The 16,119-nt window shown below is 43.7% G+C and carries 16 protein-coding genes and 1 pseudogene; 11 read left to right on the top strand and 6 right to left on the bottom strand.

What is annotated here, in order from left to right:
- Window positions 1-611: 611 nt before the first annotated feature.
- Window positions 612-1,546, bottom strand: a pseudogene (locus tag INP77_RS07715) (integron integrase).
- A gap of 258 nt (window positions 1,547-1,804) precedes the next feature.
- On the opposite strand from INP77_RS07715, the gene INP77_RS07710 reads away from it, so the two are divergent.
- The 6 genes from INP77_RS07710 to INP77_RS07685 all read left to right on the top strand — a co-directional run bounded on the left by INP77_RS07710 (window position 1,805) and on the right by INP77_RS07685 (window position 5,006).
- Window positions 1,805-2,230, top strand: coding sequence for a hypothetical protein (locus tag INP77_RS07710; RefSeq protein ID WP_194748419.1), 426 nt, complete (start codon window positions 1,805-1,807; stop codon window positions 2,228-2,230).
- Window positions 2,231-2,302: 72 nt separating this feature from the next.
- Window positions 2,303-2,698, top strand: coding sequence for a hypothetical protein (locus INP77_RS07705; RefSeq protein ID WP_194748418.1), 396 nt, complete (start codon window positions 2,303-2,305; stop codon window positions 2,696-2,698).
- 87 nt (window positions 2,699-2,785) lie between these two features.
- Entirely contained in the window at window positions 2,786-3,118 is a 333-nt protein-coding gene (locus INP77_RS07700) for a YbjQ family protein (RefSeq protein WP_194748417.1), read from the top strand.
- Window positions 3,119-3,238: 120 nt separating this feature from the next.
- Window positions 3,239-3,520, top strand: coding sequence for a hypothetical protein (locus tag INP77_RS07695; protein WP_194748416.1), 282 nt, complete (start codon window positions 3,239-3,241; stop codon window positions 3,518-3,520).
- A 101-nt stretch (window positions 3,521-3,621) separates the two neighbouring features.
- Entirely contained in the window at window positions 3,622-4,053 is a 432-nt protein-coding gene (locus INP77_RS07690; protein ID WP_194748415.1) for a hypothetical protein, read from the top strand.
- Window positions 4,054-4,799: 746 nt separating this feature from the next.
- Complete coding sequence (locus tag INP77_RS07685) at window positions 4,800-5,006, top strand: type II toxin-antitoxin system HicB family antitoxin (protein ID WP_194748414.1); 207 nt, start codon at window positions 4,800-4,802, stop codon at window positions 5,004-5,006.
- An 18-nt stretch (window positions 5,007-5,024) separates the two neighbouring features.
- On the opposite strand, the gene umuC is transcribed toward INP77_RS07685, so the two are convergent.
- The 5 genes from umuC to INP77_RS07660 all read right to left on the bottom strand — a co-directional run bounded on the left by umuC (window position 5,025) and on the right by INP77_RS07660 (window position 9,196).
- Window positions 5,025-6,317 (bottom strand): translesion error-prone DNA polymerase V subunit UmuC, encoded by a 1,293-nt coding sequence (umuC, locus tag INP77_RS07680; RefSeq protein WP_194748413.1) that lies wholly within the window; start codon window positions 6,315-6,317, stop codon window positions 5,025-5,027.
- Window positions 6,295-6,750 (bottom strand): LexA family transcriptional regulator, encoded by a 456-nt coding sequence (locus tag INP77_RS07675; protein ID WP_194748412.1) that lies wholly within the window; start codon window positions 6,748-6,750, stop codon window positions 6,295-6,297. Before INP77_RS07675 ends, umuC begins: the two co-directional genes overlap by 23 nt.
- Before the next feature lie 358 nt (window positions 6,751-7,108).
- On the bottom strand, window positions 7,109-8,059 hold the full coding sequence (locus INP77_RS07670; protein WP_194748411.1) for a hypothetical protein: 951 nt from the start codon (window positions 8,057-8,059) through the stop codon (window positions 7,109-7,111).
- Window positions 8,060-8,087: 28 nt separating this feature from the next.
- Entirely contained in the window at window positions 8,088-8,987 is a 900-nt protein-coding gene (locus tag INP77_RS07665; protein WP_194748410.1) for a hypothetical protein, read from the bottom strand.
- Window positions 8,984-9,196: an AlpA family transcriptional regulator gene (locus tag INP77_RS07660; RefSeq protein ID WP_194748409.1), complete on the bottom strand. Its 213-nt coding sequence runs from the start codon at window positions 9,194-9,196 to the stop codon at window positions 8,984-8,986. The genes INP77_RS07665 and INP77_RS07660 overlap by 4 nt, the downstream gene beginning before the upstream one ends.
- Before the next feature lie 189 nt (window positions 9,197-9,385).
- Here INP77_RS07660 and INP77_RS07655 point away from each other — a divergent pair, with 189 nt between their 5' ends.
- From INP77_RS07655 to INP77_RS07635, 5 genes are read left to right on the top strand one after another with little or no spacing between them, the layout of a single operon-like run.
- Window positions 9,386-12,349 carry an SNF2-related protein gene (locus INP77_RS07655; protein WP_194748408.1) on the top strand — a complete coding sequence of 988 codons (2,964 nt, stop codon included), beginning with the start codon at window positions 9,386-9,388 and terminating at the stop codon, window positions 12,347-12,349.
- Between the two features lie 59 nt (window positions 12,350-12,408).
- Window positions 12,409-12,600 carry a hypothetical protein gene (locus INP77_RS07650; protein WP_194748407.1) on the top strand — a complete coding sequence of 64 codons (192 nt, stop codon included), beginning with the start codon at window positions 12,409-12,411 and terminating at the stop codon, window positions 12,598-12,600.
- Between the two features lies 1 nt (window position 12,601).
- Window positions 12,602-12,895 (top strand): threonyl-tRNA synthetase, encoded by a 294-nt coding sequence (locus INP77_RS07645; RefSeq protein ID WP_194748406.1) that lies wholly within the window; start codon window positions 12,602-12,604, stop codon window positions 12,893-12,895.
- A gap of 44 nt (window positions 12,896-12,939) precedes the next feature.
- Window positions 12,940-14,223 carry a DUF2130 domain-containing protein gene (locus INP77_RS07640; protein WP_194748405.1) on the top strand — a complete coding sequence of 428 codons (1,284 nt, stop codon included), beginning with the start codon at window positions 12,940-12,942 and terminating at the stop codon, window positions 14,221-14,223.
- Complete coding sequence (locus INP77_RS07635; protein ID WP_194748404.1) at window positions 14,223-16,103, top strand: ATP-dependent endonuclease; 1,881 nt, start codon at window positions 14,223-14,225, stop codon at window positions 16,101-16,103. The genes INP77_RS07640 and INP77_RS07635 overlap by 1 nt, the downstream gene beginning before the upstream one ends.
- The last annotated feature ends 16 nt before the right edge of the window (window positions 16,104-16,119 follow it).

Genomic DNA, 16,119 nt, shown 5'->3' with positions numbered 1-16,119 from the left:
AGCAGAGAGCTAGTTTCGGATCGGCTGGAAATTTTGAAGGTTATTGAATGGATACGAAGTTTGACTACTGAGGACTTCTGCTCAAAAAACTTACATTTATGACCTTAGTAAATGGAGCCATATTCGGAAAAATTGTATGGCAATCCTTAAAAGACTTAGCCAATAAGTGTTATCCAGAGTTAATTATGTAAAATCACTTTCTCTTATGTGTAGCAATTTTGAATCGAATTAAGCATAGTCAAGCAGCTTGAGTTGAACAGCACTTTGGCTGTCAGTTGCAAGCGGCTGAGTGGCCAGCAGAGATCTATCCAACGTATGCTGCTCCATTCGTATATGTTGATAAAGGCAAACCAAAATGCGAGCTGGCTCAATTTGGTTTAGTTCATCATTCGGCCCAATTTAATAATTAATTTGGCTGAGAACTCTTGTCAAAAGAGACTAATAGAGTTCTTCCAAAAGAGCCAGCTGTGGTTAGTTGGAAGTAGCCATCACTGATTATCTTTAAATGCGTAATCAGGGAATGAAGCGGGCATAGAGTTTTTTATGAAGCATTCGCCATCATTGACCCAGAGCATAAGATTAATACAAACTACCTATGACCAAGGGTTCGCTTAAAGCCTATCAAATGGACTCGTCACCAGTTTAGTCGCTTGAGCTACATGGGTATAGATCATCGTAGTTTGTAAGCTTCTATGCCCCAGCAATAGTTGAATTGTTCTAATGTCAGTACCAGCGTGTAAAAGATGGGTCGCAAACGAATGTCGTAATGTGTGAACAGAGGCATGTTTTTCAATCTTGGCACGCCTGAGTGCCAGCTTAAACGCTCTTTGAATGGTGCTATCAGACATATGCCATCTTATCTTCCTTAGACCTTGATTCCAGTCACGCAAGACGCTTGATGGGAATACATATTGCCAAGCTAAGGATCGAGATGCCATAGGATATTTTTTATAGAGTGCACCTGGCATGGCAGCAAAACCAGCACCACGATTTAAATCAGTTTGGTGCAACTGAGCTACCTGGACTAAATGCTTCTGCAAAGGCTCAAATAATTGTTTGGGAAGAAGTGTTGTGCGATCCTTGCTCCCTTTGCCATCCCTCACATTTAATGACCCATTGGCAAAATCTATATCCTTAACTCTTAAGCCTAGGCACTCATTGACTCTTAGTCCTGCGCCATAAATAAGCTGCGCGATCAACTGACAAGTTCCGCTCATGCAATCTAAGATTGATTTGACTTCAATGACACTCAGAACGACAGGAACACGATGTCGCTGTTGTACCCGTTGCAACCCTTTCATATTGCCTAATGGTTTAGTAAGCACCTCTTGATATAAAAATACCAAAGCATTTAATGCTTGTGTTTGGGTGGATGAAGAGCAGTGTCGATCAACTGCAAGATGGTTTAAAAGGCTTCAACCTCTGAGGTGCCCATAAGGTTGGGATGGCGTTTTTGATGAAAAAAGATAAACCGTTTAATCCAATGGATGTATGCCTCTTCAGTTCTGAAACTGAAATGTCTGCGACGACAAATGGTCGAGACCAAATCAAGTAAACGAGGTGGTTTGCTTGCCGAAGTAAGGTGACCCCATAATTTTCGCTCCTATGGTGGTGGTAAAAAAGACATTAGTTTACAATCGATAGATCAGAAATTCTCTGTCTCTATATTAATAATCTAATAAGGAGACGCATCAACAATAAAACCAAGAATGAGCAAGGGATTCCAGCCATGCATGTCCATCATGCAATTCATAATATAGAGACTCATGGGTCTCTATAATTACTGTTATACATTATGATAAATATGAACCCTCTAGAGATACTTGGAAGACGATTTGAAGATGTATCAAATCAGTTTGAGAACTCAGGAATACTGGAAATCCATGACAATTTAGAAGAAGGTGAGGAGCAAGAGTATTGTGTTAGCGCGCCAGATGAGTCATGGGAAATACATTTAGGCAAAAATAATTCAATTACAACTATTTTTTTATTTTTAGCAAAGGGTTATGCTGGGTTTGATGGTGTTAATAATTTAACTACAAGAGATGAAATATTAAGAAAATACGGTAGCCCTATAAAATTCAGTGCTGAGAAAGAAGTAGCTATCCTAGGTAAAATGGGTGCTTGGGAAAGATATGACTATCCTGATTATGTTCTTCATTTTAGTCATTCCATAGGTTCTGACAGAGTCGAACAAATTACATTAATGTTGCCTAAGGTGGCACCATGAGTTGTATAACCCATCATTCAAGCGGGACGCCTAACGGCGCCCCTTAATTCAAACGTTAGGCCTCATTCAACTATGCGCCTTTCCCTCAGCGTGGCAGCAAAGAGCAATAGTTTTTCGAAAGCTATTCGCCGCATTCGACCAAAATTCGAATCTCTGTTTTCGGAGTTCGAAGCAATGAAATTGGTGAACCCAATCCACGAAGCCATATTGCTTGGTATCACTGACTCGATGGGAAGCGACGAGCTTGAGGTTGTTCCCAACAAAGATGGATTCTTTCAAGTCATCTGCGGCTTTGATGTGCAAACCGAGCTCTCCCTTGCAGATGATGGTGAGCTTGAAGCAAGGCTATTCAAGAAGATCCAAAATACCGTTGAGCTGTGTCCATTTAGTCAGCCGGATAAGGTGGTGATACTAGACCTATTACATAGTTGGTCATCCAGAGAGCTGCGAGGCTCCTGTGAGGCCTAACCCGTCGTTGCAGCGGATCGCCTACGGCGCCCGCTGAACTCACACGTTAGGCATAATCTAAATTTTCTAAAACAAGGGGCAATTTGAATGCAAGTTACAACAACATTTACTATCGATGGTTATAAGATTTCAGAATATAAGGGCATGGTTCGTGGAATTATCGTAAGGTCACCGACTATCTCTCAAGGTATTTTGGGTGGGTTAAAAGGTTTTATTGGTGGAAAGATCGGCTCATACACGAAAATGTGTGAGCAAACCCGCGCACAAGCATACAACTCTATGCTAGAAAATGCTAAAGAACTGGGAGCTAATGCCATTGTTGGTGTGAGATATGATGCATCATCAGTTGAACCTCGTGGCGCAGCGGTAGAAGTTTTATGCTACGGTACAGCTGTAATAATCGCTAAAGAAAATGCCTAACCCCTCCATCAAGAGGGACTGGCGAAAGCGTTCTTCGATGAACCAATTTTCAATAACGAGGGTTGAGCCACCGATGTCGCCAGCCCCTTATGTCAAACGTTAGAACTCTCATCATCTGCCATGCCTGAAAAATATACGGAACGAGTCAAGGCGTATTGCGAAGCCTCCGGCATTGAAATTCCGGCGGGTTTCTATCGTCATGCTGCGAGCAGATATGTGGCCATTGACGTAGGGGGCACGCCGCCGAAATTAATCGCGAAGACGTGGTTCAACCAGGAAGATGTCGTCTACTACCTCAAGAACTTGGCACTGGGCAAGCAGATCCGCGTCCTCGACTTCAAGGAGAGGCAAGAATTGTCTTTTCAAAATGGCGAAAGACTTGCTCGTGGCACCGAGTTCTAACAAGTCCGTCAACGGGACGCCAAAATCCTGTGCATTTTGGTGCACTTCGCTGCGCTCCGGCGCCCGTTACGTCCAACGTTAGGCGCATCAGAGGAACTGACATGTTCACCTTCGGAAGAGATCACGAAGTCCAGCACGTCCTAAAGCGCTACGGTGGCGAAGAGAAAGCTGCCTTGCTCGTCGCAGTCGTAAACTCCGTCCACGACCTCATTGAAGGTCGAACAAGCATTGAAACAACGATCTCGGCGATTGAGAACGCATTTATTGAAGGCAGGGCTGGAATCTGGGAAAAGACTGGGGGTTGGTTACTCAAAGTCAATGCAGATTACCCATCTTCAACTGAGGTTTGGCGTCGCTTTGCATGTCATTCTAACGCCAACGTTCGGTTTCGCACCGCAGGGTTTCTAACTTATTTCCCCAAAGACCTCCGTAAGGAGCTCTATTTCGTGCTGCGGCAAGACAAGAGCAAGAAGGTCAGAGAGTTGGCCGAAGGCAACTGGGACTTCTGCGAACATCCTGAGAACTACTCATAACAACATGACACCAATGCCGCCTGCGCCTAACCCGTCGGTCAACCGGACAGCCCAACAGCTGCGCTTCGCGCCACTGTTGGGTTCCCTCCGCTTCGCTCCGGCTGCCGGTTACCGCCAACGTTAGGCACTTGTGAATATCGATCAACCCATCCAAGTTACCACGGAAATATTCCCTTCACTGGGTGCCCTGGATGGCAACATAATCTTTTACTCAGTAACGGCACTTGCCATGGCAACTTTGTTAATTTCATTGGCTTGTATGCTGCACCCTAAACTGCAACCAGATGCCAAACAAGCCATGTTTTCCGGCTTAGTTGGTGGGCTACTAACTCTTGGGCTTTTGTCCACATTCCTAATGCTTCACGTCATGTACTACCCGTGGTCTATTCTTCTATTTTTTAGCATTGGGTTTGTGCTATTTGCAGGCGTTTATTTCCTATGTAAGCTTGTGAATAGATCTTTTGCAAGCATTCGTAAGCGTCATGCCTAACCAATCAGTCAAGTGGGACTGGCGAAAAAGGTGCTTTTATAAAGTGTTTATTAATAACGAGGGTTGAGCAACCAGTGTCGCCAGCCCCTTACTTCAAACGTTAATTTGAGGATGGAGAATTGAGAACTATCTTTACATCAAGGATTACGTAATAGTATGCTCAATATAATACTTAGTCGTGATGGGACTTTGGCAGCTGAATTCTCTAATGCACCGGTAAGCTTTTTTAGTTTCAATCTGATATTGGGGATCCGTAATGAAAAATGTTGAATTTACGATTGAAAAATGCTGTGACACCAAGCAGTACGTCGGCATCATTCCAGGCATTTCTGGGGCTCATTCTCAAGGTGACTCGATAAAATCGCTATTGGATAATTTAAAAGAGGTTTGCGAGCTTTTGGATGTGAAAGATGTTTTGCTAACAGGACAATATGAAGGCGCTGCTTACAAAATGACTCTATAAATCTGAGCTATTCATTATTCATTTGACTCTTAACAGGTCGTTCCAATTTCCAGTGTAATTCGGGCTGAGATACTTACGCTGCATTTTCCAAGATTGCACCTCTCCTTCAGCAGCAGTTTTAAGGGTTCCTTTGGAGTATTTTTTATTAATTTGGTCCATGACGGTCATTAGCGCTTGAGACTTTGGGTCGTCATTGGAGAAGCCAAACATATCATTCTGTAATCCCTTACTTGAAACAGTCTCAAGCATCATGACGCCGCATTTCTGATAATAAATCCCAGGCCGGAATATTTTCTTCAAAATCCACAAGGCGGTTTTAGTAATCTTGGGCGTAGAGTTGGTCGGTGCAGGGAAGCCAATAGAGAGGCTGTTCGCATAATAGGGCGCTTGATCGTGCGGGCTATTCATGATGAATACGTATACGCCATTTGCGTGCAATCCTTTACTGCGCATGCGTTCTGCAGCAATGCCCGCGTGAAAAGCTACCGCCTGGCTGAGATCTTCCAGGGTAGAGGCTCGTACACCAAACGAGCGTGAACTCATCACCTGTTTGGCCTCAGGAAGCTCATCTTCCATTTCTATCCAAACTTCACCACTCAGCTCTCGTGCAGTACGCTCTAGCAACACACCAAATTTGTCGCGGATTCGCTTGGGGTCTGCTTTCTTTAACCGCAGTGCGGTAAAGACACCCACTTCATTTAATTTTGCCTCAAGCCGTCTACCCACGCCCCAGACTTTAGAAACAGGCAAATCAGCAAGGATGGCATCCACCTCAGTTTCTGACCGGGAGGTGAAATCGCATACTCCGTTCCACTGAGGCTGCTTTTTGGCGCAATGATTGGCGAGTTTTGCCAGGGTTTTACTATGGCCAAAGCCTACGCAGATGGGTAGGCCGGTTGAATCGCGTACATCTCGTTTAATTTCCTGGCCATAATCGGTGTAGTTGGCTTTGATACCTGTCATTTCCAGGAAGACCTCATCAATGGAATACTTCTCCATGCGCGGTGAATATCTTGATAGCACTGCCGTAAAGCGATTACTCATATTGGCGTACAGTTCATAATTGGACGAAAACACGACCGTACCTAGCTTTTCGGCCACCTCCTTAATCTCAAACCAGGGGCGCGCCATGTAAATATCCAGAGTTTCTTTGGCGAGTTTATTTTGTGCGATTACGCATCCATCATTATTGGATAGGACAACCACAGGTTTCCCCTGGATATCAGGACGGAATACCTCCTCGCAGGAGGCATACATAGAATTCACGTCAGCGAGCGCAAAAACGCGTTTACGTGAATGAATTGATGACATGTTGCACTACACCCCAGATAACCAGCTCTTGCCCTTCAGTAAACTCAATAGGTGGGTACGCCTTCGCCTTGTTCTCAGACAGAAGACGGACAATTTTTAATCTTTTGTATAAGCGCTTTACAACGAATTCACCATCCACGATTGCAATGACAATATTCGATGATTTGGCTTTAGGTCCCAGCGCCCGGTTCACCACGAGTTTAGACCCCGGCAGAATGCCGGCATCAATCATGGAGTCACAATCGTTATCCACTTGTACAACAAAAGTGGCAGGTGGATCAGTGACCAGCAACTCATTGAGATCAAGCTCCTTCATCTCATAGTCTTGCGCTGCAGACGCAAAGCGAGACTGCCCAGCACGCACCTTCCCCTCATAAAATGAGATTCGGACTATCGACGGGTTTTGGCTTATTGGAACAGGCTGGTTAATCATACGAAATCATGCTTCAACTTTAATCACCACCTGATTATTGTAACAACAATCAAATTATTATTGTTACAAGAATAAGGTGGTATTTTTTGTAAAAGAATTGAATACGAACTTGTTTCCACAAAATCTGTGGATAAAGTCGTTGATGAGCTCTTGGTAAAATCAATAACTACTTGAATGAAAGACTGTTTGGCAGGCTGCTCAAATAATGAACTTTCAAATTAATCAACATGTATTTCAAGTCATCAAAAGGGCCGTGAAGGACCTTTAATGGCTAATGGGCTTACCCAAAGGGCGCTCTCACTGAAAATTACGTGAGAGCATCAAAGGGCTTAAGGGGATTAATGGACAAACAAAATGGTTAAGGGCTTGGGACACCCTCAGGGTAAGTTGTAATGTTCGGGATTATCCGTCCTTTTGAATCTAGGCTCCCGCAAAGTTCAGGAAATCGCTCTGCCCAAAGGCTATCTCTATAAAAGGGAAATGGCGCAAAATCATATTTTTTCCAGGCTAAATTGCCATCTTTCAAGTCCTCATAATTGATAGCTATTACTGTGGATAAGAAGTTGTGAATGTAATAACAGCCGTCCCCCCATTGCCAATGCTTATGCTTAGTTTCAAGAACTCGTTCAACAAGGCTAAATAGTAAAAAATTTTCTTTACTCCATGATTTTGGTGTGCACTTGGCAATAACTTGCCCAATCTTATTAAGTTGATCTTCAGTTTGAAATAAATAAATTACATGCTCGCCAAGTTTGGAATATCGATTGAGCAAATCTTCGTATCGTATTTTGCTTTTTTGAGTACATTCCAACTCTGCAAGAAAAATGTTCCTTTTTCCTGGGGATAAGTGTATTGCGAAATCAGGGTGCGGCTTTTTAGGAAGTTGAATATATGACATGAAGGGGGAAATTTGCCTTGCTTGACGAGAGGTGTAGATTGCGCGGAATTTTTGAATTTTAAGTTTATGTTTCAACGACTCAGCGCATTGTAGTTTGCTAGGCATAAATGCATTTAGATTCTCATTCCTCAGATACAAATTGTCCCTAAGAAATTTTATTCCCTTAGGCGAAATACCTGCTAAAGTGACATGCCTATTCAGATGTTGATCAATTTGATGTATTTTGATTAGCTCTTCAGATTCCATTTTTTTACATAGCCGGTAGACCTGAGAGTATTCCCGTTCCAAAAGAACAGAAATATTGCTCATCGACGTGAAAGTCTCCTCAGCTAAAAAATGCAAAAGTTTTGTTCTAAGCTTTTCATTTGTTTTCATTTTTTGCTGATAAGTCATGTTTTTGATTTTATTCATCAAATTTCCTTTCTTATCACCGGCCCTGTCAAGTCAGGTTCGATTTTTTAAAATTTCTAGATTTTCCAATAGTTCTGAAAATGTTGTTAATGTGAGCCTCAATGGCAGTCGCCTCCGGTTTAGCTCTGCTGTTAGAAGGTGTTTTTTCAACCTTTACCTGAAATGGCTTGCTTTTAGTTGCTCTATCAACTTCAGGTTTATAAAAAAACTGTCCATTGTTCGCGCGTTGAACAAGCGTTTGTAGGTAGGCAAGAGGAGCACCTCGGATTTTATTTTTTGAGAGTTTTTCGCTGAGTACGTCCAAAATTTGCTGCGCTGTGCCTGCATCTGTTTTTAACAGAAGTGTCCCTGCAATCTTGCGTTCGTTAGGATTTAGCTGAATAGGAAAACGATATTCGCGCTCTACAGTTTGTGTATCTATCTCTTGTAGTTGTTTTTTTGAATTTGGAGCACCCTCGTGTTTAAACACCTTATGGGTTGAAGATGAGTCATTCGGATTTTCCGTTCTTTCAGCTAGCCGTACTTCAGAAAACCTGAAAGGCGGCTTTTTTGAGAGTGGGGCTTCAATTGCCCATTTATCCGGGTGATTCAGTACCCATGACTGTCCCAATATTTGTCCTGCTTTATAAGTTTTCTTGGAGCTGCTCATTGAAATAGCCTCATTTCTAGTAATTCTCCGTGGAATAATTTGGAGGGCACCAATTTCTCTTAACTCCCTGAGATAGCCCCTCAATTGGGTTACCCCAGCTGGAGAAAAATTCACAATATGAGATATGTAAAAAGACCAACCGTCAGGAAAGTCCCATAAAAAAATAAACACCCCACGTGCCCCAAAACTCAAACGAATTTCACGGATTACCGCTCTCTTAAGCGGGCGAGAAAAAGCAGTTTCTTTACCGGCACGTGTTAAATAAATTGGGCCACTCATTTTTCATTCTGTGCATTACTCAAAGCCTTACGTAACTCCCCAACATTCCAAGCAGTAATTCTCATGGAAAGTTTGCTTGGGGAGGGAATTCGTTTAGTTTTCACTCCCCGCCATATGGTTGCCGCACTGCAGCCATAAAGCTTCAACACAATTGGTAGCCTCACAAATGCTTGATCGGGTAAACGCTTGAAATCATCTATATCACTCATATCTACTCACCTCGTTGTTTAATGATGCGAGACGTATCTTATCGATGCACTTTTCTAGATTTACGAATTCGTACGAATTCGTAATGTTTTTTATATGCCTCGATAAAAAAACTATTTGATGAGGCTTAATGAGCATTCCTGAGATGAATTAATGCTGATTTTTTGTTTTTGATAAATTAGAATCAGCAGATGCCATACTCTTCACAACAATTAAAATTATTTGCTTACCAGCTGACATTAAGAGCCTCCAGTGACTCAATGGACCGCATGGCGGGTGCATTGCTTGATGCGCAGGTGGATCTCAATCCGCATCAAATTGATGCCGCGCTATTTGCGACAAGTAATCCTTTATCAAAAGGGGCGATCCTCGCCGACGAGGTAGGGCTTGGAAAAACCATTGAGGCGGGGTTGTTGCTTGCTCAAAAATGGGCTGAGCGTAGACGTAAGCTCTTGATTATTTGCCCAGCTAACTTGCGCAAACAGTGGTACCAGGAGCTGGCTGATAAATTTGGCCTGCCCTCTGAGATTCTGGAGCTTAAATCCTTCAAGCAGCGCGAAAAAGAGGGTTATTCAAATCCGTTTGAATCTGACAAGATCATCATCACCTCTTACCAATTTGCAGCATCTAAATCTGCTTACTTATTGAATCAGCCATGGGATTTGGTGGTTGTGGATGAAGCGCACAGACTGCGTAACGTCTATAAAACCGATAACAAAACTGCACGTACGCTGCGAGATGCATTAGCACCGTCAAAAAAAGTATTTCTTACAGCTACGCCATTACAAAACTCTTTGCTTGAACTGTATGGGCTGGTCAGCTTTATCGATGAAAAGGTATTTGGCGATCTGGACAGCTTCAAAGAGCAGTTTTTACAGATTAAAGATGCTCGGCAATTTGATACTTTAAAGCAGCGAATCAGTCCAATTTGTAAGCGCACCTTGCGCAGGCAGGTTGAAGCCTATGTTAAATACACAAAGCGCATTCCATTGCTGCGTGAGTTCACGCCCAGTGATGCCGAGAACCGTCTTTACTATAATGTTTCAGAATATCTACAACGTGAAACCTTGTACGCACTACCGAACAGTCAACGCCAGTTAATCACGCTAGTTCTTCGCAAATTGCTGGCATCCAGCACCTTCGCCATTGCAGGCGCTTTGGACTCGTTAATTCGCCGCTTGAATCAGTCACTCGACATGAAACTGCCCGCAGTCGATGTGACTGAAGAGCTTGATCAAGACTTTGAAGCCTTGGATGAAATCGCAGATGAGTTTGGTGTTGATGATTCAACGTCAACATCAAATACGCTTAATGAAATCGTAGCGATTAAAGCAGAAATTGCAGAGCTGGAAGACTTCAGACAACTCGCCATTTCAATCACACAAAACGCCAAAGGTACTGCACTCTTACAGGCGCTTAAAGTCGCCTTTGCCAAATTGCATGAACTGGGTGCAGCTAAAAAAGCCATTATCTTTACCGAGTCCAAACGTACTCAGGATTACCTGTTGGGTTTACTCTCCACTACAGAGTATGCGGATGGCGTTGTGTTGTTTAACGGCAGCAATAATGATGCAAAAGCCAAACAGATTTACACTGACTGGATTGCCAAACACAAAGGCTCCGACAAAGTCAGTGGATCAAGAACAGCCGATACGCGTGCGGCATTGGTAGATTACTTCAAACACAACGACAATCCTGCAGGCACCATTTTGATTGCGACTGAAGCGGGTGCAGAAGGTATCAACCTTCAATTCTGCTCACTGGTCATCAATTACGATTTACCGTGGAATCCCCAACGCATCGAGCAGCGCATTGGGCGCTGCCATCGCTACGGACAGAAGCATGACGTGGTGGTGGTCAATTTTGTGAATAGAGAGAACGAGGCTGATCGTCGCGTTTACGAATTGCTGGATCTTAAATTTCAGCTTTTTAATGGCGTTTTTGGTGCAAGCGATGAAGTGCTTGGGGCCGTAGAGTCAGGTGTCGATTTTGAGCGCCGGATTGCCGACATTTATCAAAACTGCCGTCATCCAGCGGAAATCCATACCGCGTTTGAACAGCTGCAACTCGACTTAGCTAACGAAATCAGCGATGCAATGCTCAAAGCGCGCAAAACCCTGCTGGAAAACTTTGATGAAGAAGTCCAGGAGCGTTTAAAGATTGCAAAACAAGATGCAGAAACCAGCCTTGGCCGCCTGGAAAAGCAACTAATCCGGTTTACCAAAGGCATGCTCAATCAACATGCAAGCTTCGATGAAGGCGACTTTGGTTTTAGATTAGATTCGTTACCCACATTCATTTCCGTTGAAGACCGTGCAAGTATTCCTCTAGGCCGTTATGAATTACCTCGCCGCAGCGATGAGGCGCATATTTATCGGATTCAGCACCCACTGGCCCAAGCTTTATTGTCTTCAGCAAAACAAGCAACATCCACCCCCATAAAACTTAACCTTCAATATGAGGCATATGGTTCCAAGGTGACGGTGATTGAGCAGTTGATTGGCCGCAGTGGGGTGGCCGTGGTTGAAGTGTTAACGGTAGAGTCATTGGGTGCAACAGAGGATTATTTGTTAATGGCAGGCTTAGCAGATAGCACCCCAATTGAGCCAGATGTCGTCGAGAAACTACTCTCAATTCCTGGGACTGCTAGCACCATTGAATCAGAGACAAATATGCCACTTCAATCACAGTTAATCGAAGAAATTGCGCTTGCACAGCAATCCTCATTAAACTTTGAGCAAGCACATATCACTTTGCCGCAGGCCGTGAAAGATTCCCTAGCATCACAACGTGCAAGGGTATTAGGCTCGCTAGAACAACGGAATTTGAATTTATTTACTCAAGAAAGCGAAAAGCTAGATGCCTGGGCAGATGATTTAAAAGTTGGCTTAGAGCGCGAAATTAAAGACCTGGATAAAGCGATTAAAGAGGCTCGCACCAGAAGCAAAGGCGCAGCCACTTTGGCTGAAAAACTTGAGTTTCAAAAACAACAAACCAAACTGGAAGCAGAACGGGATAAAAAGCGTAGGGAGTTGTTTGATCGGCAAGATGAGATACAGCGTAAGCGAAACGCTCTGATTGACGATCTTGAAGGACAACTACAGCAAAAAATAACGAATTACGTGATTGTAAATTGCACGTGGGAGTTAAACTAACTTAGCAGCGGTAAGCAGTCGATTATATTTTTCAATTATCTCTTCAGAGGTGTTCATATATGAACAAGAACAGGTCAAAAAATCAAAAAAATATGACTCAAGAGGAGTCAAATCGTTTGGCTGGCGGTGGGTTGGGCGGAGCCATTCTCGGCGCATCGCTTGGTGGTCCCACAGGAGCAATTATTGGCGGTGTAGTAGGTTTGTTACTTGCTGAAAACGAAAATAAAAATAAGCGTCCGAAGGGGAAATAATATGGATTCAATCATCCTTATTCCAACAATCATATTGGGTATAGTTTGCCTCATAGTCTATTTGGTTCTTTGCTACAAAAAGAGCATTTCGCCAAATCTAAACGTAATTGTGAATATGTTTTTACTTTCAAGCGGCATCATTTGCGGGTTACTTTTGATGCTTGGAAGTGTTTATGAACCAGCAAAAGCATATCTAAAGGGAATAGACATATATATTTTTATCGGTGGACTAGCAGTATTGTTTGTATCCGGTCAGGGGCTTTTTAAAGATTTATTTTTAACCACCCATAGATAAAAATTAACTATGCCTCAAGTTTAATCCCTATTAAGGTTAGCCAAATGACCGAACCTACCATCACCTGTCCCAATTGCCGCACTGAAATCAAACTCACTGAGTCGTTAGCCGCGCCACTTATTCAAGCCACTCGCAAGCAATTTGAGGAAAAACTTCAACAGAAAGACACTGAAGTGGCTGAGCGTGAGGCCGCATTGCGATTAAAAGAAAGTGCCATTGCTGATGCCAAGCGTCAACTTGAGCAACAAGTTGCTGATCAAGTCGCCACCAAGCTTCAGCTGGAACGCGCACAAATCATTGCTGAGGAATCTAGAAAAGCCAAACAAGCCAGTGCGACAGAAATTGAAACTAAGGCCAGAGAGCTTGCGGACTTGCAAGAGGTATTAAAAGCACGTGATGAAAAACTGGCTGAGGCACAAAAAGCGCAAGCTGAGTTGATCAAAAAACAGCGTGAACTCGATGATGCCAAGCGTGAGTTAGAGCTCACCGTAGAAAAACGCGTACAAGATAGCCTCACTGAGGTGCGCACTCAAGCCAAACTTCAGGCAGAAGAGGAGCAAAAATTTAAAGTCATGGAAAAAGAGCAAACCATTGCTGCCATGCAAAAGCAGATTGAAGACCTTAAGCGCCGTGCCGAACAAGGCTCACAACAGCTTCAAGGGGAAGTTCAAGAGCTTGAACTTGAAAATCTACTCAGAGTGAAATTCCCATTCGACACCATAGAGCCTGTGGGGAAAGGGGAATTTGGTGGTGATGTTGTGCAGCGTGTCTTTAGTCAACAAGGGCAAGCCAGTGGCACCATTTTGTGGGAGTCTAAACGTACCAAAAACTGGAGCGATGGCTGGCTCACCAAGCTAAGAGAAGACCAACGCACCGCAAAAGCTGAAATCGCTGTCATCGTCAGCCAAGTGTTACCCAAAGATGTTGAGTCGTTTGATATTGTCGATGGTGTATGGGTCACTCACCCCAAAGCAGCCATTCCAGTAGCTACTATTCTTAGGCAGACGCTACTTCAAGTTTCAATGGCACGACAATCGTCTGAAGGTCAGCAGACCAAAACTGAAATGGTATATCAATACCTTACAGGCCCAAGATTTAAACAACGGGTTGAGGCTATTGTAGAGGCATTCTCAAGCATGCAAGAAGATCTTGATAGAGAGCGTAAAGCCATTATGAAGCAATGGGCAAAACGTGAAGAGCAGATTGAACGTGTGATGAATGCGACTGTTGGGATGTATGGTGATTTGCAGGGGATTGCGGGTAAGTCATTACAAGAAATAGAAGGGTTAGATCTTGGTTTGCTTGAAGACAAAGGGAGCAATAATTAATGGCAGATAGATCACATCTTGTGCGTATGCACGTAAAAAACATTGGCTGCATCGGAAACGATGGCCTAACGATTGAATTGGACGAAATTGTCTGTCTTGTTGGAGCAAACAACGCAGGTAAAACCACAGTTCTTCGAGCCTATGAATTGGCTGTTAAGCAAGCCGAATTAAAACTTGAGGACTTTAATCGAAACTCGAATGGCAACCCTGCCTCCGTAGAGCTTTGGGTACATATTCCTAAGGCAGCGGCAAATGTTGATGAGAAGTGGAAAGAAGAGGCAGATGGTTTGCTGCTAGTTCGTTCCAAATGGGAGTGGCCGACCCAAGGCGGAAAACCAACTCGAACAACATGGGACCCTGAGACCAAGGAGTATGCGGAAGATGGCAAAGCATCTGGTCTTGACACTGTTTTCAATAGTCGCCTGCCTCAGCCATTCCGTATCGGCTCACTAGATGACCCGCAGGAGGAGCACAAAAAGCTATTGACGCTCGTGTTGGAGCCTGTGACACGCAGGTACAAAACCTTGATGGAAGATAAGGAATCAGCCTTGAGCAAGAAAATTTCTGAGCTTCAAGCGGAAGCTGAAAAGCCAGTGGCGGATTTCAAAGAGCAACTTGAGAAAATTCAATCACAAGTTAACTCCTCTTATCAACAGGTCTTTAATACGGCAGAAATCCGCCTTACAGTATCTCTTGGTGATATAGGTTTCGACCCACAAAAAAGCCTTAGCAGTAGTTCAAGAGTAGACATCGCCGAGAAAGATGGACAAGCTCGCTGGGACCAACAGGGGACAGGTTCGCAACGCGCCCTGTTTTGGTCAATGCTTCAAGTCAGGTCGGAGTTAAATCGCCTTTCGGATATTCAAAAGGGAATTGAGAAAGACAGGACTGAACTAGCGAAATTACAAGCGAAGGCCAAGAAGACCAAAGCCGATGAAACGAAGATTCAAAATATCACAGAGAAACTCAAAAAAATAGATGATGCTGGCGATAGCGAGGACAAGGAAGATGACAGCTTTCTTCCTGGCTACATGTTATTAATTGACGAGCCAGAAACCGCACTACACCCATCTGCGGTGCGAGCAGCAAAAGAACACCTTTATGCATTAGCTGCCGAATCGGGCTGGCAAGTCATGCTGAGTACGCATCATCCAGCATTTATTGATCCACTTAAAGATCACACCACTATCGTTCGTCTACATCGAATTGAAGCCCATCTTCCGCCCAATATATATCGGTCTGAGAAAATTAAATTCGATGGTGAGGAAGTTGAAAATCTGAAGGCGCTGATGCTTTTTGATTCAAATGTGTCCGAGATGTTTTTCGGTGGCCATGTCGTCATCGTTGAGGGCGATACGGAGTTTGCTGCATTTCATGAGGCGATGCGCCTTAATGAGACAATCTACCCAATTGACCAGCGGCCATTAATTGTCAGGGCAAGGGGTAAAGCAACCATAGCTATCTTGGTGAAAATGCTGGCGCACTTCAAGATTGAGTTCTCTGTGTTACACGACATAGATTCGCCAAAAACAAAAGATGGCGATAAAACGAGTCCTGCTTACTCAATCAACAAAAATATCGCTGATGCAATATCGGAGGCACGATCAATAGGCATTCCTGTTATTTATAGATGTTCGTGCCCAAACTTTGAGCAGCATCACGGAATGGACCTTCCCAAGAAGGACAAACCTTTTGAGAGCTGGAGAGCGGTTCGCGACGTTGAGGCTGTGCGCAACAGTGTACTCGGTGTGCTTCAAGCACTCATAGCAAAGCCAAAGGATACTACTTTACCACCAGAAGATGGCTCTCACTACGAAACACAACTAAAGACATGGATTAAGATTAACGGTATCACTGATAAAAGTTTTCAGTTCGATTGATCCGATAGATTGCAGA

The sequence above is a fragment of the Methylophilus sp. 13 genome (assembly GCF_015354335.1).
In the GTDB taxonomy this organism is placed as follows: domain Bacteria; phylum Pseudomonadota; class Gammaproteobacteria; order Burkholderiales; family Methylophilaceae; genus Methylophilus; species Methylophilus glucosoxydans.
Note: the sequence above shows the minus strand (reverse complement) of the source record. Positions and strands in the feature narration are given on the sequence as shown.

Coding starts and splice junctions, on each gene's coding strand:
- INP77_RS07660 (WP_194748409.1), bottom strand. CDS start 9,196: ATGAGTGATATAGATGATTTCAAGCGTTTACCCGATCAAGCATTTGTG.
- INP77_RS07640 (WP_194748405.1), top strand. CDS start 12,940: ATGACCGAACCTACCATCACCTGTCCCAATTGCCGCACTGAAATCAAA.
- INP77_RS07690 (WP_194748415.1), top strand. CDS start 3,622: ATGTTCACCTTCGGAAGAGATCACGAAGTCCAGCACGTCCTAAAGCGC.
- INP77_RS07645 (WP_194748406.1), top strand. CDS start 12,602: ATGGATTCAATCATCCTTATTCCAACAATCATATTGGGTATAGTTTGC.
- INP77_RS07695 (WP_194748416.1), top strand. CDS start 3,239: ATGCCTGAAAAATATACGGAACGAGTCAAGGCGTATTGCGAAGCCTCC.
- INP77_RS07705 (WP_194748418.1), top strand. CDS start 2,303: ATGCGCCTTTCCCTCAGCGTGGCAGCAAAGAGCAATAGTTTTTCGAAA.
- INP77_RS07675 (WP_194748412.1), bottom strand. CDS start 6,750: ATGATTAACCAGCCTGTTCCAATAAGCCAAAACCCGTCGATAGTCCGA.
- INP77_RS07710 (WP_194748419.1), top strand. CDS start 1,805: ATGAACCCTCTAGAGATACTTGGAAGACGATTTGAAGATGTATCAAAT.
- INP77_RS07685 (WP_194748414.1), top strand. CDS start 4,800: ATGAAAAATGTTGAATTTACGATTGAAAAATGCTGTGACACCAAGCAG.
- INP77_RS07655 (WP_194748408.1), top strand. CDS start 9,386: ATGCCATACTCTTCACAACAATTAAAATTATTTGCTTACCAGCTGACA.
- INP77_RS07665 (WP_194748410.1), bottom strand. CDS start 8,987: ATGAGTGGCCCAATTTATTTAACACGTGCCGGTAAAGAAACTGCTTTT.
- INP77_RS07650 (WP_194748407.1), top strand. CDS start 12,409: ATGAACAAGAACAGGTCAAAAAATCAAAAAAATATGACTCAAGAGGAG.
- INP77_RS07670 (WP_194748411.1), bottom strand. CDS start 8,059: ATGAATAAAATCAAAAACATGACTTATCAGCAAAAAATGAAAACAAAT.
- INP77_RS07635 (WP_194748404.1), top strand. CDS start 14,223: ATGGCAGATAGATCACATCTTGTGCGTATGCACGTAAAAAACATTGGC.
- umuC (WP_194748413.1), bottom strand. CDS start 6,317: ATGTCATCAATTCATTCACGTAAACGCGTTTTTGCGCTCGCTGACGTG.
- INP77_RS07700 (WP_194748417.1), top strand. CDS start 2,786: ATGCAAGTTACAACAACATTTACTATCGATGGTTATAAGATTTCAGAA.